Genomic DNA, 21594 nt, shown 5'->3' with positions numbered 1-21594 from the left:
GCCGTACGGCGGGCCGGTCGCCCGGTCAGGGGAGCGTGATGTGGTACGCCTTGCGCAGCGTCTCGTGGACGGTCCAGGTGGTGCGGTCGCCCTCGCGCAGCACCGCGGCGTCGCCCGGGCCGACCTCCAGGGTGTCGCCGCCCTCGACGGCGACGGTGGCGCGCCCGCTGACCACCACGAACAGCTCGTTGGCCTCGGTGTCGGTGACCACGCCCGGGGTGATCTGCCAGATGCCGCGCAGCTGCTTGCCGTCGGCGGACTCCCAGAGCACCTTGCCGGTCACCACCGGGTCACCGGAGACGATCTGCTCCGGATCGAGCGGTTCGACCTCAAGGTCAACGTCCGGAATGTGCACGGCAAAAGACGGCGCGGTCTGATCATTCGTGGTCATGGCCGGTCACCCTAGCCGGGGCTCCGCAGCGGACCGGCCGCGGGGGTTTGGCGGGGCATGCGGCTCGCCAGGGATGAGAGGGAGACCGAGCACGACTGAGTGACGGCCCGTTCGTCAGCCCGACCGACAGCTCGACCGACCGACTGGAGGCAGGCCCATGCTGGTGGTGTCCGACGAGGTGAGGACGGCGGTCGCGGAGCTGCGACCCGTGGTGGCCCTGGAGTCGACGATCATCGCGCACGGCCTTCCCCGCCCGCGCAATCTCCGGGTGGCTCAGGAGCTCGAAGCGGTCGTACGGGAGGAGGACGCCGTCCCCGCCACCGTCGCGGTCCTCGACGGCGTCCCCCATGTCGGCCTCGACAAGGACCAGTTGGACCGGGTCGCGAACGAGGACGGCATCCGCAAGCTGGGCCACCGCGATCTGCCGCTCGCCGTCGCGACGGGCGCGAGTGGGGCGACGACGGTCTCGGCGACGGCGCTGCTCGCGGCCCGTGCGGGTGTCCGGGTGTTCGCCACGGGCGGGCTCGGCGGTGTGCACCGGCAGTGGACGCAGACGCAGGACGAGTCGGCGGACCTGGGGCTGCTCGCCCGTACCAGGATCACGGTCGTGTGCGCGGGCGTGAAGTCGATCCTGGACGTGGCGGCGACGCTGGAGCGGCTCGAGACGCTGGGCGTCGCGGTGGCCGGCTTCGGGACCGACCGCTTTCCGGGCTTCTATCTCGCCGACTCCGGCCACCCGGTGGAGTGGACGCTGCGGACGCCCGCGGAGGCGGCGGAGGTGATGCGGGCACAGGACGCGCTCGGCGGCCCGGACGCGGCGCTGATCGTGGCCAACCCGGTCCCCCAGGAGCAGCAGCTTGATCCCGTCCTGCACGCGCGCGTGCTCGACGAGGCGTTGCGGGAGTGCGAGGAGCGGGGCATCACGGGGCAGGCGATCACGCCGTTCCTGCTGGAGCAGTTGGTGCGGCGCACCGGGGGCGCGTCCCTGGAGGCCAACCTCGCCGCGGTCCGCGGCAACGCGCGCCTCGCGGGGCGGATCGCGGCCGCGTGGGCGGGGCGGTGACGGCGGCGCGGCAACGGGCGGTGACCGCGGCGCGGGACGGGGCGCTGCTCGTCGTCGGGGACGTCGTCACGGACATCGTGGCCCGGCACCGTACGGCGCTCGCGCCCGGTACCGACACGGCCGCCGCCATCCGTACGGTGCCGGGCGGCGCGGGCGCCAACGTGGCGTGCTGGGCGGCGCACGGGGGCGGGGCGGCCTGGCCGGGCGCCGCGGAGGTGCGGCTCCTCGGCCGGGTCGGCGCCGACGACGCGGCGTGGCACGAGGCCGCGCTCACGCGCGCGGGGGTACGTCCCCGCCTCGTCGTGGACGCCGAGGCGCCGACGGGGACGGTGATCTGCCTGGTGGACGGCGGCGCCGGAGCGGAGCGGACGTTCCTCACGGACAGCGGTGCGGCGCTGCGCCTCTCCCCCGCCGACTGGTCGCCCGAGCTGCTCGACGGCGTGGCCCTGCTGCACCTGTCCGGCTACCTGTTCTTCGCGGAGCCGAGCCGGGCGGCGGCCCGCGCGGCGCTGGCGTCGGCCCGCGCGCGTGGGGTGCCGGTCAGCGTGGACCCCGCGTCGACGGGGTTCCTCGCGGAGACGGGTGCGGAGCGGTTCCTCTCCGCGGTGGACGGAGCGGCGACGCTGCTGCCGAGCCGGGGTGAGGCGGAGCTGCTGTCCGGCCTGTCCGACCCGGCCGACGCGGCGTCGAAGCTGAGTCACCGCTTCCCCTCGGTCGTGGTCAAGCTGGGCGCGGAGGGTGCGCTGGTGGCGCGGGGCGGCGAGGTGCTCGGCCGGGCCCCCGCGGAGCCCGCGCGGGTGCGCGACTCGACGGGGGCGGGCGACGCGTTCACCGGGGCGTTCCTCGCGGCACGCCTGACCGGCGCGGGGCTCCGCGAGGCGGCGGTGGCGGGGTGCGGGGCGGGCGCACACGCGGTGACCCGCATCGGCGGCAGGCCACCGGCCCCCTGAAACCCCGACCACCCCACGCCCACCCGCCCCGCCTGACCCGGTGGCCCCTGCCGATCCGGCGGACCCTCCCGGCCCGGCGACCCCAGCCAACCCAGTGGAGCCGCCCGACCCGGTGGACCCTGCCGGCCCGGTGGACCCAGCCAACCCGGCCGCCCCGGCCAACCCGGTAGACCCGATGGCCCTGCCCGACCCAGTGGCCCCAGCCGCCCCGGCCACCCCGCCGCCCCGCCCGACCTGACCGCCCGTGCGGCCCCGGCCCGCACTCGCTACCCCGCTACCCCTTCCTCCCCCACGTCGAGATCAGCGGTGGCGCCGACAGGTCCACCGTGCCGGTCGCGAGGTTCGTCACGTGTTGGTCGATCTCCTCCGGTGTGGCGAGCCCCGCCGCGGTCAGGTCCGGGCGGAGTTCTTGGAGCGTCGCCGCCTCCAGCGCCACGCACGCCGGCGAGGAGAGCGGGAAGTACACGTCGGACTCCACCCGGCGCAGGCCCGCCTCGCGCAGCAGCCTGGGCACGCCGCGCCCGTACGCGATGTCCGCGCCGCGCCGCGCGAGCAGGGTGCGCGTCTGGTGCCGCAGCCGGTTCGCCAACTCCTCGGCGGGGCCCTGCTCGTCGGGGCAGGCCAGTGTCTGGAGCGCCAGGTCGGGCTCCTCGATCAGCAGTCTGCCGCCGGGCCGCAGCGCCCTGAGCATCGACGTCAGGGCGCGCTCGCGGTCGGACACGTCGGCCAGGACGAGCCGCGCGTGCACCAGGTCGAAGCCGCCGCCGGGCGGCTCGTCGGCGGCGACGTCGTGGATCCGTACCTCCAGCGGCGAGCGCGCCGCCCGGGTCTGCCAGGACGTGTCGACGTCGGTCGCCAGGACCCGGCCCGTGGGCCCGACCCGCCGGGCGAGCCAGGTGATGACGGACGTGCCGCCCGCCCCGACCTCCCAGCACCGCCAGCCGGGGCCGATGCCGAGACGCTCGATGTGCCCGAACGTCGTGGGGTCGAAGAGGACGGCGAAGGCGTCGGAGCGCGACCGTGCCGTGGACTGCCGGGAGTCGGAGAGCTGCCGGTGGTCGGAGAGCTGGCGGGGACCGGCGTACTGCCGGGGGTCGAGGAGATGACCGTCGATTTGCGTCATGTCGCGATCATCCCCGTTAGCCCGGCTCGCTCCCGGGAGGCAGAACCGGGCAATCCGGAACGGAATCCTCCGTTCCCCCAGGCCTTGGCGGCGGGCCGGAACGTCCTGGCAGACTGGCACGCCACGTCGTCACCCACGCAACGCCGTACCGCACGCAGTCGTTCACCGCGAGGAGCCCACATGTCGATGGCAGGCAATCTGCGCAAGGTCGGGAGCCTGCGCGCGGTCGGCGGCCTGCGCGCGGTCGGCGGCCTACGCGGGGTCGGCGGCCTACGCGGGGTCGACGGCCTCAAGAAGGTCGCGCGGCTGGCCCGGCGCGGCAGCCGGGTCGACCTGAGCCACCCGGCCCGCTCCCCGCTGGGCTCGTCGGTGGTCAACTGCGTGACGTACCGGGCGGGGGTGCGGCAGGAGCCGGCCCGTGATCTGGTCGAGGCGGTGGAGGGGGTCCGCAGGAGCCGCGACGGCTTCGTCTGGCTGGGGCTGCACGAGCCCACGGAGGAGGAGTTCGCCGACATCGCCGGCCTCTTCGGTCTGCATCCGCTCGCCGTGGAGGACGCGGTCCACGCCCATCAGCGCCCGAAGGTGGAGCGGTACGACCAGTCGCTGTTCGCCGTCTTCAAGACCGTCTGCTACGTGGAACACACCGAACTGACCGCGACCAGCGAGGTGGTGGACACGGGCGAAATCATGGTCTTCGTCGGCCGGGAGTTCGTCATCACCGTCCGGCACGGCCGGCACGGCTCGCTCGGGCCGCTGCGCGAGGAGCTGGAGGCCACCCCGGAGCAGCTCGCCCAGGGTCCCGCCGCGGTGCTGCACGCCATCGCGGACCAGGTCGTCGACGACTACCTCGCGGCGACCGACGCCGTGCAGTCGGACATCGACCAGGTCGAGACGGACGTGTTCGCCCCGGACGGCGCGCGGGCCGACCCGGGCCGCATCTACCAGCTCAAGCGCGAACTGCTCGAACTGAAGCGGGCGGTGGTGCCGCTCGGCCGCCCGCTCCACGCCCTCGCCACCCAGCCGATGCGGCCCATCGCCCCGCAGATACAGGCGTACTTCCGGGACGTCGACGACCACCTGAAGCGGGCCACCGAACAGATCGCCGCCTTCGACGAGTTGCTGAACTCGATCCTCCAGGCGCATCTCGCGCAGGTCACCGTCGCGCAGAACGAGGACATGCGGAAGATCACCGCCTGGGCGGCGGTCGTCGCGGTGCCGACGATGGTCTGCGGCATGTACGGCATGAACTTCGACCACATGCCCGAACTGCACTGGCAGTACGGCTACGAGATCGTCATGACCCTGATCGGGGCGGCCTGTTTCGCGCTCTACCGCGGGTTCCGGCGCAACGGCTGGTTGTGAGCCCCCGGGGAGGGCCCCCAGCCACCGGTCGCGGCCAGGCCTCAGCCCTTCGCGTACACGCTCTCGACCCAGCTCGCGAGCTGGTCGTCGGTGAGGTGCGTGGCCAGGTCGGCCTCGCTGATCATGCCGACGAGCCGCTTGTTCTCGATCACCGGGAGCCGGCGGATCTGGTGGCCCTGCATCTCGCGCAGGACCTCGTCGACGTCGGCGTCCGCGGCGATCCAGCGCGGCGTGCCCCGGGCCATCTCGCCCGCGGTGATCCGGGCCGGGTCGTGCCCCATGGCCACACAGCCGACGACGATGTCGCGGTCGGTGAGGATGCCGCAGAGCCGTTCGTTCTCGTCGCTGATGGGCAGCGCGCCCACGTCGAGTTCGCGCATCAGCTGGGCGGCGCGGTCCAAGGTCTCGTGCTTCGGGATCCACTGGGCACCCCGGTGCATGATGTCTCCGGCGGTGGTCATCACTGCCTCCCGTGGCCGGGCGGTGTCCGGAGCGGCACGGAGGCGCCGCTGATGGTCCCGGCGCCCTTCATTCTCGCGGCGCCCGGGGCGGCACGCATCCGCAGTGATCGGTACGCGCCCGGTGTGCTCGGCACGTATGCGCACTCGGCACGTATCCGCCCTCGGGACGTATCCGGTGCCGGTGGCCGCCCGGATGCCGGTGGCCGCCCGGATCAGCCGCTCCACGCCGGGTGACGCGGGTCGTCCGCCCGTACCACCACATCGGCCACGGCCGACGGATCCACCTCGTCCTCGTACCGTTCGAAGGCCGGCAGGGTCCACCGCTCGGCCTCCGGGGTGCGCCGTCGCAGGGCTCCCGGCGAAAGCCGCACGTGGACGGTCAGATCGAACGGGAACCAGTGGCCGAGCAGCAGCGGACCGTGCAGCAGCAGCGCCCCGCCGGACGGCAGCCGCGCGTACGGACTGCGGGTCGCGCGGTCGGCCACCGGGTCCCACAGGTCGGGCAGGATCCGCCCGGTGCCGCCGGGGTCGAGCGGGCCGATGACCTCGCGCCACAGCGCGCCCGTGTCGAACCACCCGCTGTAGTACGCCTCCACGTCCTGGTGCCCGTACTCAAACCGCAGCGACGCGGGCCGCAGGAACCCCTCCGTGGAGACCACGAGCGAGTCGCGCCCGCGCAGCCGCAGCGCGTCCGCCACAGCGCGCGCCAGGTCGCCGGTGCCGGCGGCCGGCGCGCCGTCGAACGCCACCCTCGGCCAGGCGCCGCCGTCGGCCGGCTTCAGGTCGAGCAGGCGGTCGGCGAGGGCGTCGGACAGTCGTTCCCACGTGATCGGTTCGAGTCGCACGGGCCCATGATGCCGGGTGGCGGGCGCGGCCGGAGACGGCGGCGTATGGGGGCGCGAGCGTCGCGTATGGCCGTGGCGGGACGGCGGGAATTGACTTGTGGTGACCCGGGGCCGCGCCGCATGATCGCTCCCCGGCCCGCCGCGCCGTAACCGTCTCCGCCCCACGACGGCCCAATCCGCCCCAGCCTCACGGGAGTTGCCATGATCGACGGTCCGTACTTCGTGCTCACCGTGCTCGGGGCGCTCGCCTGCGGTCTCGCCGCCGGGGTGTTCGTCGCTTTCTCGACGTTCGTGATGAAGGGGCTGGCCGCGCTGCCGCCGGCTCAGGGCATCGCCGCGATGAACCGGATCAACGTCGCGGCGTTCATGGCCGTCTTCCTGGGGGCGACGGGTCTCTGTGCGGTGCTCGCCGTGGTGACGTTCGTGCTCTGGCCCGACGAGGGCACGGTCGAGCTGCTGCTCGGCAGCGCGTTGTATCTCCTCGGCGCGTTCGGGGTGACCGTGGTGGCGAACATCCCGCGCAACGACGCCCTCGCGAAGGTGGACGCACAGAGCGCGGAGGGCGCGGCGTACTGGCGTTCGTACGTCCGTGAGTGGACCGCGTGGAACCACGTCCGCGGGGCCGCCGCGCTCGCCGCGACGGCGTGCTTCATCCTCGGCCTGACCTGAGGGCCTGCGTCTGATCCCTCTGCGCCCCGGCGCCCGGTACGCACCCTCGCCGCCCGCACCGCGCAGCACGTGCCGAGTGCCGTGACCCGTCGTACGGTGGCAGAAAGCCCGCGCGGACGGTACGACGGCACCGCCCGCGCACGGCCGCAAGGGAGACGGCGCATGGCCGACCCCAAGGGCTTCCTCACCACCCCCCGCGAGGAACGGCCGCGCCGCCCCGTCGAGGAGCGGGTCCGGGACTGGGACGAGGTGTACGTCCCCGGCGCGCTGCTGCCGATCGTCGAGCGGCAGGCGGACCGCTGCATGGACTGCGGCGTCCCCTTCTGTCACCAGGCGTGCCCGCTCGGCAATCTGATCCCGGAGTGGAACGACCTGGTCTCGCGCGCCGACTGGCACGCGGCGGCGGACCGGCTGCACGCCACGAACAACTTCCCCGAGTTCACCGGTCGGCTCTGCCCCGCGCCGTGCGAGGCGGGCTGCGTCCTCGCGATCAACCAGCCCGCGGTGACCATCAAGAACGTCGAAGTGGCGATCGCCGACCGCATCTGGGCCGACGGTCTCGCCCCGCCCCGGGCCCCGGAACGCCACTCCGGCAGGACCGTCGCCGTCGTGGGGTCGGGGCCCGCGGGGCTCGCCGCCGCGCAGCAGTTGACGCGGGCCGGACACACCGTCGCCGTGTACGAGCGGGACGACCTGCCCGGCGGGCTGCTGCGGTACGGGATCCCCGCTTTCAAGATGGAGAAGCACCATCTGGAGCGCAGAATCGGGCAGTTGACCGCGGAGGGAGTGCGCTTTCGGACGTCGACGGAGGTGGGCCGGGACGTGGCCGCCGCCGAGCTGCGGAGCCGGCACGACGCGGTGGTGCTCGCCGTGGGCGCGACGGCGTGGCGGGAGTTGGACGCGCCGGGTCGCGAACTGGACGGCATAGAGCAGGCCATGGCGTATCTGCCGCTCGCCAACCGCGTGTGCCAGGGGGACCTGGGTGCCTCGCCGCTGAGCGCCGCGGGCCGGCACGTCGCCATCGTGGGCGGGGGTGACACCGGGGCCGACTGTCTGGGCACGGCGGTACGGGAAGGGGCCGCGTCCGTCACGCAGTTGGACATCTACGCACGCCCCGGCGAGGCGCGCGACGAGCGTGCGGAGCCCTGGCCGACGTACCCGAAGATCTACCGGCTCTCCGCGGCACACGAGGAGGCCGGCCGGCTGCGGACGGCGCCCGTCGCGGACGCCGACGCGCGGTTGTTCGCCGCGTCCACGCTCCGGTTCAGCGGTGACGCGGCGGGGCGGGTGCGGGCCCTGCACCTGACGGAGGTCGACGCGGACCGGCGCCCGGTGCCGGGCACGGAACGGGTGCTTCCGGTCGACCTGGTCCTGCTCGCGCTCGGCTTCTCCGGGCCCGACCGCACGGCGGGCGGGCTGCTCGAACAGCTGGGCGCGGAGCTGGACGGGCGCGGGGTGCTCGCCCGCGACGCGCACTTCGCGACCAACGTCCCCGGCGTCTTCGCGGCGGGCGACGCGGCACGCGGCGCCTCGCTCGTCGTCTGGGCCATCGCGGAGGGCCGCGCGGTCGCGGCGGCGGTGGACCGCTGGCTGACGGGCAGCACGGAGCTGCCGAGTCCGATCACGCCGTACGACCGGCCGATGACGGTGTGATCCGCGCGCCGCCCGGCGACCGATGACGGTGCGAGCCGCGCGCCCCCGGCGGCCGACGGCGGTGAGAAGACCCGACGCCCCGCCCGCCTCAGCCGGTGCCGTCCGTACCGTCCGTGCCGTCCCGCACCGGATAGTCGATGACGTCCACACCGCCGGTGGCGTAGTTGGCGACATCGGCCGCCAGCCGTCGGCCTTGCGGCGAGGTCCGCGCCGCGGTCATGGCGGCGGCGTCGGCGAAGTCGCCCTCGAATACCGCGAAATACGGCGGCTCTCCCTCAGCAGCCGCCACATCGAAGCTGTAGCGCCACGCAAGCAGGCCGGGCCATTTCCTGACCAGGGGCAGGTGATGGGTCACGTAGTAATCGCGGAAGTGGTCGGGGTCATCGGGCTTGCGATACAGGACCAGCACCTTATGCATGACGCCCTCCTTCCAGAACAGGGGCGGCGGGGCGGGTGAGTGCGCGTGCGATGTCCGGGATCGCGATCGGTCGAATCGTCATATGCGCAGGCTAGGGCCCGACTTGGGGCCGGGGGAAAGACCAATTCGGGATAGCCTGAGAACGGATCGTTATCAATCGGCGGATCGGCGGATCGGCGGATCGGCAGGGAGGGCACATGGCACCGGATACGGTCAGCCTGCGGTACTTCCTGGTGTTGGCGCAGGAGTTGAACTTCACCCGCGCGGCCGCCCGCATCGGTATCGCGCAGCCCGCACTCAGTGCCCGGATTCGCCGACTGGAAAAGGAACTCGGCAACGCGCTCCTGGTGCGAGACACGCGGAGCGTCGTATTGACCTCGGCCGGCGCGGCTCTGGCGGAGTCCGCGCCGCCCGCGCTGGCGGCCCTTGACCGGGCATGGGACACCGCCCGGCGGGCGGGCGCCGGTGAGCTGGGCACGCTCCGCATCGGCTACAGCCTCAGCGCCGGGTCCGGGACGGTTCCGGCCCTGGTGGACGAGTTGCTGCGCGGCAGCCCCGGACTCGAGGTCGGCGCGGTGCCGATGGCGACGCCCGAGATCTCCCCCGCGGTCGCCGACGGCCGCATCGATGCCGGGATCACCCGCGGTGAACAGCCGGGCCGTGGCGTGCGGCGGTACCTGCTGCGGCGGGCGCGGATCGGCGTCCAGCTGGCGGAGCACCATCCGCTGGCCGCGCAGCCGGAGGTCGAGGTCGCCGCCGCGGCCGCGTATCCGTTGCGACTCCCCGACCGGGCGGCCAACCCCGTGATCCACGACCAGCTGGCCGCGTTGTTCCGCGAGGCCGGGCCAGATCTCCGCTTCCGCACGCCCACGGTCTCCTTCGACATGTCGCAGCGCGACCTGCGCGACGGGCTCACCCTCGCCCCGGCCGGCGAGGCCGCCGCCACCGCGCCGCCGCCCGGCATCACCTGGCGCCCGCTGCACGGCGCACCCGGCCTGACGATCCACCTGGTCCTTCCGCGCGAACAGTCGCCGCTGCACCACCGCGTCCGCGCCGTCGCCAAAACCCTGGCGCACGAGCTGAACTGGCTGACGAACTGACGGCCGTCTGACTGACGGGCCGGGCTGACGGGCAGACGGGCAGACGGGCAGACGGGCAGACGAGCTGACGGCCAGCAGGTCACCCCGGCCCGGCCGGCTCACCGCTTGCGCGCCACGCCCCCGTACCCCGGCGTCGGCCCCTCGTCCGACTCCGGGGTCCACTCGCCCAGCTCCGGCTTCCAGCGGTCGAGCACGGCGACGCCGGGCATCACCAGTTCGTACCCCGCGAAGAACCGTTCCACCTCCGCGTGCGAGCGCAGCGCCAGCGTCATGCCCCGCGCCTCGTACAGCTCCGCGGCCTGCCGGGCCGTCTGCGGGGTGAAGTCGGCCGTGCCGTGCGACAGCATCAGGTGGCTGCCGGGCGGCAGGGCCCGCATCAACCGGTCCACCAGGTCGTACGCGCCGTCCTCGTCCGCGATGAAGTGCAGCAGCGCGACGAGCGAGAGGGCGACGGGCCGCTCCATGTCCAGGACCCGCGCAGCCTCTTCGAGGATCTTCTCCGGCTCGCGGAAGTCCGCCTGGATGTACTCGGTGACGCCCTGCGGGGTCGAGCGCAGCAGCGCCTCGGCGTGCGCGAGGACGATGGGATCGTTGTCGCAGTAGACGACCCGCGTCGTCGGCGCGATCCCCTGGGCGATCTGGTGGAGGTTCGGCTCGGTCGGTATGCCGGTGCCGATGTCGAGGAACTGCCGTACGCCCTGGGAGGCCAGCCAGCGCGTGGCACGCTGCATGAACGCCCGGTTGGCGCGCGCCGTCGTCAGGACCCGCCCGTCCAGGGCCACGAGCCGGCGGCCCATCTCCTCGTCCACCGGGTAGTTGTCCTTGCCGCCGAGGAACCAGTCGTACATCCGGGCGGGGTGCGGCTTGCCGGTGTCGATGTACGACGAGGACGAGTCGGTCATACGAGCTCCAGACGTGCGCGGCGGACGGGCTCCGGACGTGGGCGGACGGCGGGGGTCACGACAGCAGGAAGTCCGCCTCACCCGACTTCGCGCCCTGGATGAACGCGGTGATCTCGCCGTGCGTGTAGATCAGCGCGGGGCCGTCGGGGTCGGCCGACTGCCGCACGGCGACCCGGCCGTCGGCCAGCTTCATGGCCTCCAGGCAGTTGCCGCCGTTGCCGCCGCTCCACGGCTTGTGCCAGCCCTCGGTGCCGAGGTCGCGGGCGGGCATGCCGTTGTAGATCCGGGATTCCGCGCGGGCCTCGCTGCGCGAGTCGTCGCGGGCCCCGGGAGAACGCGGACCGGCAGGGCGCGTTCCGGCTCGATGTCGGTCCATGTCTGTCACAGCTCCTTGCGGAGGTCCCGGAGGATCTCCTTCGTGCGTTGTGCGGTGGCGGCCTGCGCCGCCATGCGGTCCATGACCTCCAGGTGGGTGGCCACCTCTCGGCGCGCGTCCAGGTAGACGGCGCCGGTCAGGTACTCGCTGTAGACCATGTCGGGCAGCTCCGCCATGGCGAAGCGGAAGAGCACGAACGGTCCGTACGTGCCGGGGTGCGGGCCCGCCGCGAACGGCGCGACCTGCAGGGTGACATGGGGCAGTTCGGCGGCTTCGAGGAGCCGGTCGATCTGGTCCCGCATCACGTCGCCGTCGCCCACGGGCCTGCGCAGCGCGGTCTCGTCCATCACCACCCACAGCCGGGGCGCGTCCTCGCGGGTGAGCAGCGACTGGCGTTCCATGCGCAGCGCCACGTACCGCTCGATGTCCGCGGGCCGGGTCTGGCCGATGGCGCCGGAGCGCATCACGCCGCGCGCGTACTCCTCGGTCTGCAGGAGTCCGGGCACGAAGTGGGGTTCGTACGACCTGATCAGGCTGGCGGCGCCCTCCAGGCTGACGTACATGCTGAACCAGCCGGGCAGGATGTCGTGGAACCGCTGCCACCAGCCAGGTCTGTTCGCCTCCTCGGCGAGCGTCACGAAGGCCTCGGCCTCGTCGTCCGCGACGCCGTAGGACTTCAGGAGCAGCTGGAGATACGGGATCTTCAGCGCGACCTCGGCCGTCTCCATGCGGCGGACGGTGGCGGGGGCGACGCGCAGGATCTTCGCGGCCTCCTCGCGTTTCAGGCCCGCGCTCTCGCGCAGGTCCTGCAGGCGACGACCGAGAACGACCTGGCCGACGGTCGGCGCGGACCGCGGTTCGCTCACGTCTGCTACCTCCACCTGACTGGCGCGTTGCCTCAACTCGCACCGCACCGCGAGCCGTAGCGAGCAGTGTGCCATGCGCCGTCCCGGAGGAACACGCCACTGTGCACATTTCAGAGTGGCCCTTGCCAAGGTGTTCGGGGCGGGGCGATAGTGGAAAGCGTGACTCCGCCCGCGCCGTTACGAACCGAAGCCACCGAAGGCCGCCCCGGCGATCTCGCCCTGGCATGGCCCGAGGACGCCGAGGTCTGCGTCAGTTTCGCCCTCGCACCACGTCCCGGCTCCGTCGCCCAGGCCAGACGCCTGATGCGCACGCAGCTCGACGGGTGGGCGGTGCGCGACGACGACGCCTGCGACGCGGCGGCACTCGTTCTCTCCGAACTGGTCACCAACGCCGTGGTGCACACCGCGAGCAGGCGGATCATCTGCGAGCTCTGCGCAGATCCGGAGAAGCTGCGCATCGCCGTACGTGATGAAGGGTGCGGTTCAGGAACGCCGCGCCCGGTACACAGGGGGGCCGACGAGGAGCACGGGAGGGGATTGCTTCTCGTCGACGCGGTGAGCAGCGCGTGGGGCGTCCACGACGCGGGGCCCGGTATCGGGCTCACGGTGTGGGCGGAGTTGCCGAGAACGGCGCCGGTGTCGACGTCGGCGTGTGCGTAGAACAGATCGATCGAACGTGGCAGTGATGCGGGCGGGGGGCATGTGAGCGCGGGTACGGTGCGGCCGTTGGATCTGACCACCTTGGTCCGGCTGTCGCGGCAACGACAGCGCGCCGGGACACCGTCGGCGGCGTCGCCGCTCCCGCGGCTCGATCTGCCCGAGGGCATGACCGAGCCGCTCGGCTGCGACGCGGTGGCGGTCCCCGCCTCGTTCGGGCCCCGGGTGATGTCCCGGCTGCCCCGGGTGGGGTGTGTGTACGAGGACGGGGCGCGCTGGTGGTGGATCGTGCCCGCGGACTCCGATGTCGCCATGGAGTGGCCCGCGCCCGTCGACTATTCGGCCGGGGCGGTGGTGCGGGACGCCGAGTGCCGTCCGGTGCTCATCAATCGCCCGCCGGACGACGTCCCCTACACTCCGCCGATCCCGCTCTATCTGGCGCTGTGCCAGGAGACGGGGACGACGCCGGGGTGGTCCCGGGCGCTCAGCGCGTGAGCGCTCCGCCGGGTTGGGCGGTTCTTCTTGTGCGGGTGGGTGGGGGCTGGGCGCGCCGTTCCCCGCGCCCCTGAGGGGCCCTGACGGGCCCTCAGGAGCAGCTCTTCATGCCGCGGCCTGCCATGGTTCGGGGACCGTCACCAAGAAGGTGTCCGAGGCCAGGTCCATGACCACTTCCGCGTCCTGACCCTCCTGGCGGCGGGCCCGCGCGAACTCCTCCGCGGGCCACGACCCGCGCGGTCCGCCCGCGGGGAAACGCTCCAGCACCGTACGTCCGTTCGTCATCATCATCCCTGTCCCCCGTGTCGTTCTTCCTGTACGGATGAGAACGCACGGGGCGGCGCCAAGGACGCGCAACGTGACCGAACTGCAACGGAGTTGGGGCCGGTGACCGGTCGTCAGTCCTCGTACTCGTCGTGGTAGCGCACCCGCGCGCTGCCCGCCGGGACGCCGAGCGCCGAGGACCGACCCGCGGGCCTCTCCCACGCCTCCTGCCGGCCGAGCGCGGTGAGGTCGAGGAGGCTGGAGGTGGAGCCGAGGCCGTCGAGACCGCGGGCGAACGTCGCGTACGTGTGGAAGACGCGGTCGCCGTAGCGCAGGAAGCAGTTGACGGCGGGCACGTCGCGGGGCTCCTCGGCGAAGGAGGCGCCGAAGTCGTGATTGAAGTCGCCGCCGTTCGTCGAGTACCAGGGGACGGTCCAGCCCATGCGGGCCTTGAAGGTCAGCAGCTTGGTGAACGGGGCGCGCGAGACGGCGACGAAGTTGGTGGAGCGGGCCCGCAGATGCCCGAGGTGGCCGATCTGGTCGAGGAATCCGGAGCAGCTGCGGCATCCCGCGTCCCACTCTGGGGCGAACATGAAGTGGTAGACGATCAGTTGGTCCCGGTCGTCGAAGAGGTCGAGCAGGGTCGCCTTCCCGTCCGAGCCGTCGAAGTAGTACTCCTTGTCGACCTCGACCATCGGGAGCCCGCGCCGCTCGGCGTTGAGCGCGTCACGGGCGCGGGTGGCGGCCTTCTCCTTGGCGAGGAGCTCCTCACGCGCCGCGAGCCACTCCTCGCGCGTGACGATGTCCGGAAGTCCCATGGCGTGTCTCCTCCACCCTTCGGGCGCGTACGTCTGCGAAGGGGTGGACCTGCGGGGTTCGCGGAACTCATCGCTCGCGGGCGAAGAACTTTCGGAAATCTCGGTGGCGCCGCCCCTCACCCCTCGTACTCCTGGATCCGCTTGCCGTGGCCGCGGTCGACCAGGTCGGGGAGCAGGGCGTTCAACTCGGCCACGATTTCCGGCACATCGAGGGTCAGCAGTGCGCGGTCGCGCATCAGGACGCGGCCGGCCACGATCGTGGTGCGCACGTCGGCGGAGCGTGCGCTGTGCACGAGGGTGGCGGCGAGGTCGTGCACGGGCTGGGTGTGCGGTCCCGTCACGTCGACGAGGACGAGGTCGGCGCGCCGGCCCGGGGCGAGGGAGCCGATCTCGTCGCCGAGGCCGACGGCCCGCGCGCTCTGCAGGGTGGCGTGGTCCAGGGCCTGGCGGGCGGTGAGCCAGGTGGGGTCGCGCTCCACGTACTTCTGGACGAGTGCGGTGAGCGCCATCGACTCCCACACGTCGAGGGTGTTGTTGGAGGCCGCCCCGTCGGTGGCCAGGCCGACCGGGACGCCCGCCTCGCGCAGCGCCCGTACGGGAGTGGTGTCCCAGCCGAACTTCAGGTAGCCGCGGGGCGCCGAGGCGACGGCGGCGCGGCCGGCCGCGCGGCGCAGCACGGGCAGGTCGCGGGCGGTGTCGAGGCCGGTGGTGTGGGCGAGGAGGACGTCGACGTCGAAAAGCCCGGCGCGCTCCAGGAGCTCGATGGGGGTGCGGCCGTGCCGGGCCAGGCTGTTGGCGGTCTGCTCGCGGTTCTCGGCGGCGTGGATGTGGACGAGCAGGCCGTGGTCCCGGGCGAGTTCGGCGGTGGCGGCGAGGTCGCTCTCGTCGACGGTGTACGGGGCGTGCGGGGCGAGGCAGGTGGTGATGCGGCCGTCGGCGGCGCCGCGCTGCCGGAGCGCGAAGTCGAGGGAGGCGGCGCGGCCTTCGGGGCCCTGGGAGCTGAAGTAGGCCTGGCCGAGGACGGCGCGCAGACCGCTCTCCGCTGTGGCGGCGGCCACCTCGTCCATCGCGAAGTAGTGGTCGGCGAAGGTGGTGACGCCGCCGCGGATCATCTCCGCGCAGGCGAGCCGGGCGCCGAGTCCGACGATCCGTTCGGTGAGGTTGGACTCGACGGGCCAGATCCAGTCGTTGAACCAGGAGTGCGCCGGCAGGTCCTCGGCGAGGCCGCGCAGGGCCACCATCGGGGTGTGGGTGTGGCAGTTGACGAGGCCGGGGAGGGCGACGGTGCCACGCCCGTCGAGGTGTTCGGCGGCGTTCGCGGGCGGGTCGTCGGGGGCGCCCGCCGTGACCGAGGCGATGCGTCCCTCGCGTACGACGATCGTGGCGTCGTCGACGAAGACGATCTCCCCTCGCGCGTCGTGGGTCAGCGCCGTGCAGCCGGTGACGACCAGGTCGGCGGGGCCCGGGGTGCGGAGTCCGGCGGGGCCGGGTGCGGGAGGCGTCGTCATCTCTTCACGGTAGTGCGAGTGCGCATACCGGGGGGCTGTCGCGGAGCCGGTTTCGCGAGCAGGCTGCGCAGGGACGGCGCGCCCGTGGGCCGGGCACACGGAACGGGCTCGTGGACGGACGAAGGAGTCGGTCGTGATCATCGGCACGTGGAACCTGGAGAACCTCTACCGCCCCGGCGGGGCGTACGGCCCCAAGGACAAGACCGCCTACGAGGCGAAGCTGGCGTCGCTCGCGGCGACCGTCACCGCGCTCGGGCCGAGCGTCCTCGCCGTGCAGGAGGTCGGCGACCCGGCGGCCCTGGAGGACCTGGCGGGGCTGCTCGACGGCACCTGGCACGTCACGCTCTCCGGGCACCCGGACGACCGGGGCATCCGGGTCGGCTTCCTCACCAGCCTGCCCGTCTCCGTCATCGCCGACGAGGACGCCTTCCCGGAGCCGCTCCGTGCGGTGCAGGGCGACGACGCGGGGCGGACGTCGGGGCGGGCCGGGCGCGGCTTCCTCGCGGTGTCGGTGTCGACGCGGGCGTTCTTCTTCGACGCGGTCGCCTGCCACCTCAAGTCGAAGCTGCTGTCCTATCCGGGCGGCCGTTTCCAGCCGCGCGACGAGGGCGAGCGGGCCCGGTACGGCGCCTACGCCCTCTTCCGGCGCGCGGCCGAGGCCACCGCGCTGCGCGCGCTCGCCGACCGGCTGCTGCAAGGGGACGGCCGCGAACACCGGGTGGCGGTGCTCGGCGACCTGAACGACGAGGTCGGGGCGGCGACGACACAGATCCTGCTCGGCCCGCCGGGATCCGAGATCGGCACGCCCGGCTTCGACCGCCCCGACAAGGGTGACGCGGCCCGGCTGTGGGACGTGGCCCCGCTGATCCCGGCCGACCGGCGCTTCTCCCGCATCCACGCGGGGCGCCGCGAACTCATCGACCATGTGCTGGTCAGCCGCGGCCTCCTGGACCAGGTGCGGTCGGCGGGCACGGGGGCGCCGGGCGCCGCGGCGGCCGCGCTGCCGTCGGTGGCGGACGGCGATCCGGCGGTACGCAGGGACGCGGCGGGGTCGGACCACGCGCCGGTGTGGGTCCGGCTTCAGCCCTGACGTCCACTCCTGTTGAGGCTCCGGCCCTGACGTCCCCTCCCCGTGATGCGACGCGGCGGGGGCGCCTCAGCCGCGCGGAAGGACGGTCGCGAGGACGCCGGGCAGCGGGTACCAGTCGGCGGAGACGATGCTGGCCTGCTTCCCCGCGAGCAGCGCCACACGCTCCTTGGCCTGCGCCTCGGTCGGCCGCGTGCCGTCGATGGCGGGGGCGACGTTGTGGGCGTCGGTCATGACGACGAGGTAGCGGCGGTCCGCGTACCAGCGGGTGTCGATGGAGCCGCCCGCGTACGCGGAGGCGTCCCCGTCGAACACCACGAACCACGGCCGGATCGACGCGTCCGCGTACCGCCCGCGCGGATCGCCCGCCTCCGCGCCGAGCACGGCGGGGAACGCCGCGGCCTCACCGAGGCGGCCCGCGGCGGCGAGGTCGCGCAGATGGGTGGCGTACTCGCGGTCCGTCCAGAGGGTGTCGGCGGGGTTGCCCTGCTCGACGGTGCCGGGTATCAGCTCGACCAGGAACTTCCCGGCGAGTGCGGAGCGGGTGGGCCAGCCCTTGTCCTGTACGGCGTCGTCGAGTCCCGCGTGTCCGGCGGCGAGTTGTCCGGGGCGATAGACGGCGTCGCCGAGCACGCCGGTCAGGAGCGCGTCGAGGTCGGCGGGCCCGCGCTTGTTCCGGCCCTGGAACCCGTCCTTCATCTCCACCTTCAGGAGGATCGGGCGATGCCCGGGGTGGGCGTCGTGCCAGCTGCGCATGTCCTTCAGGCATCCCGCGAGGCTCTGGTTGCGCGCCTTGGTGCGCAGTTCGGCGGGGTTCTGGGCGTTCTCGCAGTTGTTGTCGTTGCCGAGGGGGTTGCTGTGCGAGACGCGCCATCCGCTGCCGAACACGTTGGTCCACACGTCGAGTTCGAGCATCGAGGCGCCCGAGTCGAGGGCGTCGGCGAAGTAGGGGTACTTGGCCTTCTCGTAGGCGTTGTGGACGCCGACGCCGGTCGTGGCGGAGTACGGGGAGTCCGGTGACGCGGCTGCCCCTGCTGCCCCGGCTGCCTCTGCCGCCCCGGCTGCCCCTGCCGCTCCGGTCGCGAATCCGCCGAGCACCCCCCAGCCCACGAGAGCCCCCACCAGCAGACCGCCCACGCCTCTGCGCACCATCACGCCCACCGCCCTCTCACACCGTGCCGTCGCCAAGTCCCGGGCAACGTACGGGAATCGGGTGACGCGGCGGAAGACGGCGTCTTACGAGAGCGGGGTGGAGCCCGTCGCCCTCCGGGGCCCGGGGGCGGTTCGTGCGCGCGCCGGGCCACACCCGGGCCGTGCGTCGGAGCGGAGGCCGCGCCCTAAGCTTCCCTGCGGCACCGGCCTGCACCGGCCCGCACCAACCCGAACCGACCCCCAGGAGTCCGCCCGTGTTCGACCTCGCTCCGGAACATCCGTACCCCGACAGCCTCGACCCCGACGCGACGCCCGCACCGCACGCCCTCCTGACCCCGGTGCTCTGGCTCCTCGGCACGTGGCACGGCCGGGGCCACGGCGAATACCCCTCACTTCCCGCGGACTTCGACTACGCCCAGGAAGTCACCTTCAGCCACGACGGCCGCCCCTTCCTCCGGTACGAGGCGCGGGCGTGGATCCTCGACGCCGAGGGCGCCCCGCTGCGTCCCGCCGCCCGGGAGAGCGGCTGGTGGCGGCTGCAGCCGGAGGGACGCGTGGAGGCGCTGATCACCCAGCCCACCGGCATCGCGGAGCTCGCGGTCGGCCGGGCGTCCGACGGCACGGTCGACCTCGCCGCCGGTGACGTGGCGCTCACGCCCACCGCGAAGGAGGTCACCGCCACCCGTCGCCGCTACGTGCCGGGCGACGACGGCACCCTCACGTTCACACACGACATGGCGGCGGTCGGCCGGCCGTTGCAGCACCATCTCTCGGCACGGCTGCACCGCGTGGGGCGGACGGCGTCCGGCGCGTAAGACGATGAGCACGACGGTCAGTACGGCACTTGGCACGGCCCCCGGCACGACAACAGCCAGCACGAAGATCGGCACGAAGACAGACACGGAGATCAGAACCGAGGCGGAGGGCGCCGGCCAGGAGGCGGACGGTGGTGGCTGGCCCGACCTCCCCGGCGACACGGCCCTGACCATCCGCGTCCCCGAGGCGAACCCGCTGGTGACGGCGGGCTTCCCGGCCCATGTGACGGTGCTCTACCCGTTCCTGAACGAGTCCCGCCTCACCGCGTCGACCGACGCCGAGCTGCGGGCGCTCTTCGCCGCCCACGCCCCCTTCACCCTCACCTTCGGCGCCTTCCGCCGCTACCCGGGTGTCCTCTACCTCCCGCCGGCCCCGGACACCCCGGTACGCGCCCTCACCCGGTCCGTCACCGCCCGCTGGCCCGAAGCGGTCCCCTACCGAGGCATCTTCGACCCGCCCCTCGCGCCCCACCTCACCCTCGCGAACCACGAGGGCCCGGACACGTACGAGGCGGCCTACGACGCGCTGGAGGCGAGGTTCGCCTCCGCCCTCCCGCTGACCGCCGAGGTGATGACGGTCGACCTGATCGCGACGGACGGCCCGGGCCGGGGTTGGCGGGACGTGGCGTCGTACCGCCTGGGCGGATGAGGGGCTGAGAACTGAGGGAGATGAGGGCCTGAGAGCCGAGAGGCCGGACGTACGCGTGTCCGCCGCCGTCTGCCGGCGTTAGGGATCTACGGCCGCCCGGACCAGCGCGCCGACGACCCGACGGCTGGGCGCGGCCGGCCTCTCCGCTCCATCTCCCCTCCGACTCTCCTCCGAAAGGGAACGCCCCATGGCCCTCACCCTCCCCCGGATCTCCCGCACCCGGCTGACCGTGGCCGTCGCCGTCACCGCCGTACTGGCCGTCGGCGCGCCCGCCGCGTACGCCACGCTGGACGGCGAGGGCGCCGCGACGACGGCCGCCCGCGGCAAGCCCTTCACCGAGACGCGGCTGTTCTTCGGCACCGAACGGCCCGACGGCGGACCCGCGGTGACCGACAAGCAGTTCCTGCGCTTCATCGACCAGCAGGTCACGCCCGACTTCCCCGACGGTCTCACCGTGCAGGACGGTCGGGGGCAGTGGCGCGACTCGAACGGGAAGATCGAGCGCGAGCGTTCGTACGAGTTGATCCTGCTCTATCCGACGGCCCAGGACCGCAGGCGGGACGCGCAGATCGAGGAGATCCGCGGCGACTACGAGAAGGCGTTCAAGCAGGACTCGGTGGCGCGGCTCGACGAGCGGACGCGCGTCGACTTCTGAGCGACGGACGGCCGGCGGACGGCCGACGGGCGGCGGACGGCCCAGGCGCGGCGCCGGGGCGCGGCACATCCGCGGACGTCAACGGTTCTCGATGACGCTCATGCTCCCGGTCTGGATCACGGTGCCGTGGTGCACCCCGCCGTAGATCTTGTTGTGCACGGAGCCGCGCCCCTCGTCCGGGTCACCGTCGACGTCCAACCCGGCGAGCAGCGAACGGAGTTCGTCGGCGGCCGCCGGATCCGCCGCGAGCCTGCGCCGCAGCCGCGACCGCCACTCCGTCCGCACGTCGCCCGCCGTCTCCTCGTCGCCGGCCCGGCGCGCGGCAACGACCTCGGCGCGGGCCTCATCCAGCTCGCCGACCAGATGACTCGCGTCGGGGCCCGCGCCGCTCCCGCTCCCGTCGGCGCCGTCGCGCGCGAAGAACCGGGCGACCCGGTCGCGCGCCTGCGTCCACCCGTCGGTCACCATCTGCTGCACGAGCGCCGTCGCACCCGCCGCCGCGAGCGCCGCCAACTCAGCATCCACGAGAGCCCCTTACCGCACGTCGCCGCGCACACCCACGCCACGTCCCTGGCCCTCACGGTAACGCGGCCGCCGGCAAATTCGCTGGCGCTCCACGGACGGCGGCTGCACGCTGATGCCTTATGAACTCCCGGCACGCCACCCCCGACACGACCGTCACCGCCTCGGCGCCCACGACTCCCGCCCCCGTCCCCCGCCACCAGATCCGCGCCCTGCACACAGACACGACGGTCACCGTCTACCAGGCGTACGCCCCCGAGCTCGGCGTCCCCGCGGCCCGCACCGGCCGCTTCCCCGCCGCCTGGAAGCGGGAGCGCATGACATGGATCAAGCCGTCCTTCCTCTGGATGATGTACCGCTGCGGCTGGGCCACGAAGGACGGTCAGCAGACGGTCCTGGCCGTGGAGATCTCCCGTGACGGCTTCGACTGGGCGCTGCGCAACGCCTGCCTCTCCCACTACGTCCCCGGCCTCCACGAGGACCAGGCCGCCTGGAAGCGCGCCCTGCGCCACTCCCCCGCCCGCGTCCAGTGGGACCCCGAACGCGACCTCCACCTGAACGCCCTCCCCCACCGCTCCCTCCAACTGGGCCTGTCCGGCGAGGCGTCACGCCGCTACGCGGACGAGTGGACGGTCTCGATCACCGACGTCACCGACCGGGCCCGGGAGATCCACGCCCTGGTCAGGGACGGAAACGACCTGGAGGCGGCCGCCCGACTGCTCCCCGCGGAACGCCCCTACCCGACCGACACCGACCGGCTGAGCCACCTGTACGCGTGACGCGTCGACCCGGC

General features: G+C 73.3%; 26 protein-coding genes. 13 read left to right on the top strand and 13 right to left on the bottom strand.

Translation table 11 applies throughout. From position 1 onward, the window contains the following. Positions 1-25: 25 nt before the first annotated feature. Positions 26-391: a cupin domain-containing protein gene (locus ACFYO9_RS30770; RefSeq protein ID WP_358710886.1), complete on the bottom strand. Its 366-nt coding sequence runs from the start codon at positions 389-391 to the stop codon at positions 26-28. A 157-nt stretch (positions 392-548) separates the two neighbouring features. Here ACFYO9_RS30770 and ACFYO9_RS30765 point away from each other — a divergent pair, with 157 nt between their 5' ends. Both ACFYO9_RS30765 and ACFYO9_RS30760 read left to right on the top strand, forming a co-directional pair. Next, the gene (locus ACFYO9_RS30765) at positions 549-1454 is read left to right on the top strand and encodes a pseudouridine-5'-phosphate glycosidase (protein WP_358777624.1); all 906 of its coding nucleotides are present in this window, start codon (positions 549-551) and stop codon (positions 1452-1454) included. After that, positions 1439-2404 (top strand): PfkB family carbohydrate kinase, encoded by a 966-nt coding sequence (locus ACFYO9_RS30760; protein ID WP_358777623.1) that lies wholly within the window; start codon positions 1439-1441, stop codon positions 2402-2404. The genes ACFYO9_RS30765 and ACFYO9_RS30760 overlap by 16 nt, the downstream gene beginning before the upstream one ends. Positions 2405-2678: 274 nt before the next feature. On the opposite strand, the gene ACFYO9_RS30755 is transcribed toward ACFYO9_RS30760, so the two are convergent. Continuing rightward, entirely contained in the window at positions 2679-3527 is an 849-nt protein-coding gene (locus ACFYO9_RS30755) for a methyltransferase domain-containing protein (protein WP_358777622.1), read from the bottom strand. Between the two features lie 180 nt (positions 3528-3707). Here ACFYO9_RS30755 and ACFYO9_RS30750 point away from each other — a divergent pair, with 180 nt between their 5' ends. After that, a complete protein-coding gene (locus ACFYO9_RS30750; RefSeq protein WP_358777621.1) occupies positions 3708-4889 on the top strand; it encodes a magnesium and cobalt transport protein CorA in 1182 nt (393 codons plus the stop codon). A 41-nt stretch (positions 4890-4930) separates the two neighbouring features. Here the strand turns inward: ACFYO9_RS30750 and ACFYO9_RS30745 are convergent, their stop codons facing one another. Together ACFYO9_RS30745 and ACFYO9_RS30740 are read right to left on the bottom strand one after the other, a co-directional pair. Beyond that, positions 4931-5350 carry a CBS domain-containing protein gene (locus tag ACFYO9_RS30745; protein WP_355817857.1) on the bottom strand — a complete coding sequence of 140 codons (420 nt, stop codon included), beginning with the start codon at positions 5348-5350 and terminating at the stop codon, positions 4931-4933. Between the two features lie 212 nt (positions 5351-5562). Continuing rightward, the gene (locus ACFYO9_RS30740; protein ID WP_358777620.1) at positions 5563-6195 is read right to left on the bottom strand and encodes a uridine kinase; all 633 of its coding nucleotides are present in this window, start codon (positions 6193-6195) and stop codon (positions 5563-5565) included. 201 nt (positions 6196-6396) lie between these two features. On the opposite strand from ACFYO9_RS30740, the gene ACFYO9_RS30735 reads away from it, so the two are divergent. Together ACFYO9_RS30735 and ACFYO9_RS30730 are read left to right on the top strand one after the other, a co-directional pair. After that, positions 6397-6864 (top strand): anthrone oxygenase family protein, encoded by a 468-nt coding sequence (locus ACFYO9_RS30735; RefSeq protein WP_358777619.1) that lies wholly within the window; start codon positions 6397-6399, stop codon positions 6862-6864. 162 nt (positions 6865-7026) lie between these two features. Beyond that, positions 7027-8517, top strand: coding sequence for a glutamate synthase subunit beta (locus ACFYO9_RS30730; protein ID WP_358777618.1), 1491 nt, complete (start codon positions 7027-7029; stop codon positions 8515-8517). Positions 8518-8605: 88 nt separating this feature from the next. Here the strand turns inward: ACFYO9_RS30730 and ACFYO9_RS30725 are convergent, their stop codons facing one another. Beyond that, positions 8606-8935 (bottom strand): EthD family reductase, encoded by a 330-nt coding sequence (locus ACFYO9_RS30725; RefSeq protein WP_355817848.1) that lies wholly within the window; start codon positions 8933-8935, stop codon positions 8606-8608. 197 nt (positions 8936-9132) lie between these two features. On the opposite strand from ACFYO9_RS30725, the gene ACFYO9_RS30720 reads away from it, so the two are divergent. Beyond that, positions 9133-10035, top strand: coding sequence for a LysR family transcriptional regulator (locus ACFYO9_RS30720; RefSeq protein WP_358777617.1), 903 nt, complete (start codon positions 9133-9135; stop codon positions 10033-10035). Positions 10036-10133: 98 nt separating this feature from the next. On the opposite strand, the gene ACFYO9_RS30715 is transcribed toward ACFYO9_RS30720, so the two are convergent. The 3 genes from ACFYO9_RS30715 to ACFYO9_RS30705 form a co-directional block, all read right to left on the bottom strand. Continuing rightward, the gene (locus ACFYO9_RS30715) at positions 10134-10937 is read right to left on the bottom strand and encodes an SAM-dependent methyltransferase (protein WP_358777616.1); all 804 of its coding nucleotides are present in this window, start codon (positions 10935-10937) and stop codon (positions 10134-10136) included. Positions 10938-10992: 55 nt separating this feature from the next. Continuing rightward, positions 10993-11208, bottom strand: a complete 216-nt coding sequence (locus ACFYO9_RS30710) for a DUF397 domain-containing protein (RefSeq protein WP_355818066.1) — start codon at positions 11206-11208, stop codon at positions 10993-10995. A gap of 110 nt (positions 11209-11318) precedes the next feature. Beyond that, positions 11319-12179 (bottom strand): helix-turn-helix transcriptional regulator, encoded by an 861-nt coding sequence (locus ACFYO9_RS30705; RefSeq protein WP_355817840.1) that lies wholly within the window; start codon positions 12177-12179, stop codon positions 11319-11321. A gap of 159 nt (positions 12180-12338) precedes the next feature. Here ACFYO9_RS30705 and ACFYO9_RS30700 point away from each other — a divergent pair, with 159 nt between their 5' ends. Next, positions 12339-12839 carry an ATP-binding protein gene (locus ACFYO9_RS30700; protein ID WP_355817837.1) on the top strand — a complete coding sequence of 167 codons (501 nt, stop codon included), beginning with the start codon at positions 12339-12341 and terminating at the stop codon, positions 12837-12839. A gap of 66 nt (positions 12840-12905) precedes the next feature. After that, a complete protein-coding gene (locus tag ACFYO9_RS30695) occupies positions 12906-13331 on the top strand; it encodes a hypothetical protein (RefSeq protein ID WP_358777615.1) in 426 nt (141 codons plus the stop codon). Positions 13332-13436: 105 nt separating this feature from the next. Here ACFYO9_RS30695 and ACFYO9_RS30690 read toward each other — a convergent pair whose 3' ends face one another. From ACFYO9_RS30690 to ACFYO9_RS30680, 3 genes are all read right to left on the bottom strand, one after another. Further along, positions 13437-13616 (bottom strand): hypothetical protein, encoded by a 180-nt coding sequence (locus tag ACFYO9_RS30690; protein WP_355818064.1) that lies wholly within the window; start codon positions 13614-13616, stop codon positions 13437-13439. A 113-nt stretch (positions 13617-13729) separates the two neighbouring features. Beyond that, positions 13730-14413, bottom strand: a complete 684-nt coding sequence (locus ACFYO9_RS30685; protein WP_355817831.1) for a DUF899 domain-containing protein — start codon at positions 14411-14413, stop codon at positions 13730-13732. Positions 14414-14529: 116 nt separating this feature from the next. Next, on the bottom strand, positions 14530-15921 hold the full coding sequence (locus ACFYO9_RS30680) for an amidohydrolase (protein WP_358777614.1): 1392 nt from the start codon (positions 15919-15921) through the stop codon (positions 14530-14532). A gap of 133 nt (positions 15922-16054) precedes the next feature. On the opposite strand from ACFYO9_RS30680, the gene ACFYO9_RS30675 reads away from it, so the two are divergent. Next, on the top strand, positions 16055-17011 hold the full coding sequence (locus ACFYO9_RS30675) for an endonuclease/exonuclease/phosphatase family protein (RefSeq protein WP_358777613.1): 957 nt from the start codon (positions 16055-16057) through the stop codon (positions 17009-17011). Positions 17012-17077: 66 nt separating this feature from the next. Here the strand turns inward: ACFYO9_RS30675 and ACFYO9_RS30670 are convergent, their stop codons facing one another. Further along, positions 17078-18160 (bottom strand): phosphatidylinositol-specific phospholipase C domain-containing protein, encoded by a 1083-nt coding sequence (locus ACFYO9_RS30670; protein ID WP_388666771.1) that lies wholly within the window; start codon positions 18158-18160, stop codon positions 17078-17080. 254 nt (positions 18161-18414) lie between these two features. Between ACFYO9_RS30670 and ACFYO9_RS30665 the strand changes: the two genes are divergently transcribed. The 3 genes from ACFYO9_RS30665 (at position 18415) to ACFYO9_RS30655 (ending at position 20279) form a co-directional block, all read left to right on the top strand. After that, positions 18415-18975 carry an FABP family protein gene (locus ACFYO9_RS30665; RefSeq protein ID WP_358777611.1) on the top strand — a complete coding sequence of 187 codons (561 nt, stop codon included), beginning with the start codon at positions 18415-18417 and terminating at the stop codon, positions 18973-18975. Between the two features lie 4 nt (positions 18976-18979). Next, positions 18980-19624: a 2'-5' RNA ligase family protein gene (locus ACFYO9_RS30660; protein WP_358777610.1), complete on the top strand. Its 645-nt coding sequence runs from the start codon at positions 18980-18982 to the stop codon at positions 19622-19624. 187 nt (positions 19625-19811) lie between these two features. Further along, on the top strand, positions 19812-20279 hold the full coding sequence (locus ACFYO9_RS30655) for a DUF3574 domain-containing protein (RefSeq protein WP_358777609.1): 468 nt from the start codon (positions 19812-19814) through the stop codon (positions 20277-20279). A gap of 78 nt (positions 20280-20357) precedes the next feature. Here the strand turns inward: ACFYO9_RS30655 and ACFYO9_RS30650 are convergent, their stop codons facing one another. After that, positions 20358-20804, bottom strand: coding sequence for a hypothetical protein (locus tag ACFYO9_RS30650; RefSeq protein ID WP_358777608.1), 447 nt, complete (start codon positions 20802-20804; stop codon positions 20358-20360). Positions 20805-20923: 119 nt separating this feature from the next. Here ACFYO9_RS30650 and ACFYO9_RS30645 point away from each other — a divergent pair, with 119 nt between their 5' ends. After that, a complete protein-coding gene (locus ACFYO9_RS30645) occupies positions 20924-21580 on the top strand; it encodes a DUF4291 domain-containing protein (protein WP_358777607.1) in 657 nt (218 codons plus the stop codon). The last annotated feature ends 14 nt before the right edge of the window (positions 21581-21594 follow it).

The sequence above is a fragment of the Streptomyces sp. NPDC005863 genome, assembly GCF_042871345.1.
Classification (GTDB): domain Bacteria; phylum Actinomycetota; class Actinomycetes; order Streptomycetales; family Streptomycetaceae; genus Streptomyces.
Note: the sequence above shows the minus strand (reverse complement) of the source record. Positions and strands in the feature narration are given on the sequence as shown.

Coding starts and splice junctions, on each gene's coding strand:
- ACFYO9_RS30770 (WP_358710886.1), bottom strand. CDS start 391: ATGACCACGAATGATCAGACCGCGCCGTCTTTTGCCGTGCACATTCCG.
- ACFYO9_RS30765 (WP_358777624.1), top strand. CDS start 549: ATGCTGGTGGTGTCCGACGAGGTGAGGACGGCGGTCGCGGAGCTGCGA.
- ACFYO9_RS30755 (WP_358777622.1), bottom strand. CDS start 3,527: ATGACGCAAATCGACGGTCATCTCCTCGACCCCCGGCAGTACGCCGGT.
- ACFYO9_RS30750 (WP_358777621.1), top strand. CDS start 3,708: ATGTCGATGGCAGGCAATCTGCGCAAGGTCGGGAGCCTGCGCGCGGTC.
- ACFYO9_RS30745 (WP_355817857.1), bottom strand. CDS start 5,350: ATGACCACCGCCGGAGACATCATGCACCGGGGTGCCCAGTGGATCCCG.
- ACFYO9_RS30735 (WP_358777619.1), top strand. CDS start 6,397: ATGATCGACGGTCCGTACTTCGTGCTCACCGTGCTCGGGGCGCTCGCC.
- ACFYO9_RS30730 (WP_358777618.1), top strand. CDS start 7,027: ATGGCCGACCCCAAGGGCTTCCTCACCACCCCCCGCGAGGAACGGCCG.
- ACFYO9_RS30725 (WP_355817848.1), bottom strand. CDS start 8,935: ATGCATAAGGTGCTGGTCCTGTATCGCAAGCCCGATGACCCCGACCAC.
- ACFYO9_RS30720 (WP_358777617.1), top strand. CDS start 9,133: ATGGCACCGGATACGGTCAGCCTGCGGTACTTCCTGGTGTTGGCGCAG.
- ACFYO9_RS30715 (WP_358777616.1), bottom strand. CDS start 10,937: ATGACCGACTCGTCCTCGTCGTACATCGACACCGGCAAGCCGCACCCC.
- ACFYO9_RS30710 (WP_355818066.1), bottom strand. CDS start 11,208: ATGCCCGCCCGCGACCTCGGCACCGAGGGCTGGCACAAGCCGTGGAGC.
- ACFYO9_RS30690 (WP_355818064.1), bottom strand. CDS start 13,616: ATGACGAACGGACGTACGGTGCTGGAGCGTTTCCCCGCGGGCGGACCG.
- ACFYO9_RS30685 (WP_355817831.1), bottom strand. CDS start 14,413: ATGGGACTTCCGGACATCGTCACGCGCGAGGAGTGGCTCGCGGCGCGT.
- ACFYO9_RS30680 (WP_358777614.1), bottom strand. CDS start 15,921: ATGACGACGCCTCCCGCACCCGGCCCCGCCGGACTCCGCACCCCGGGC.
- ACFYO9_RS30670 (WP_388666771.1), bottom strand. CDS start 18,160: ATGGTGCGCAGAGGCGTGGGCGGTCTGCTGGTGGGGGCTCTCGTGGGC.
- ACFYO9_RS30660 (WP_358777610.1), top strand. CDS start 18,980: ATGAGCACGACGGTCAGTACGGCACTTGGCACGGCCCCCGGCACGACA.
- ACFYO9_RS30655 (WP_358777609.1), top strand. CDS start 19,812: ATGGCCCTCACCCTCCCCCGGATCTCCCGCACCCGGCTGACCGTGGCC.
- ACFYO9_RS30645 (WP_358777607.1), top strand. CDS start 20,924: ATGAACTCCCGGCACGCCACCCCCGACACGACCGTCACCGCCTCGGCG.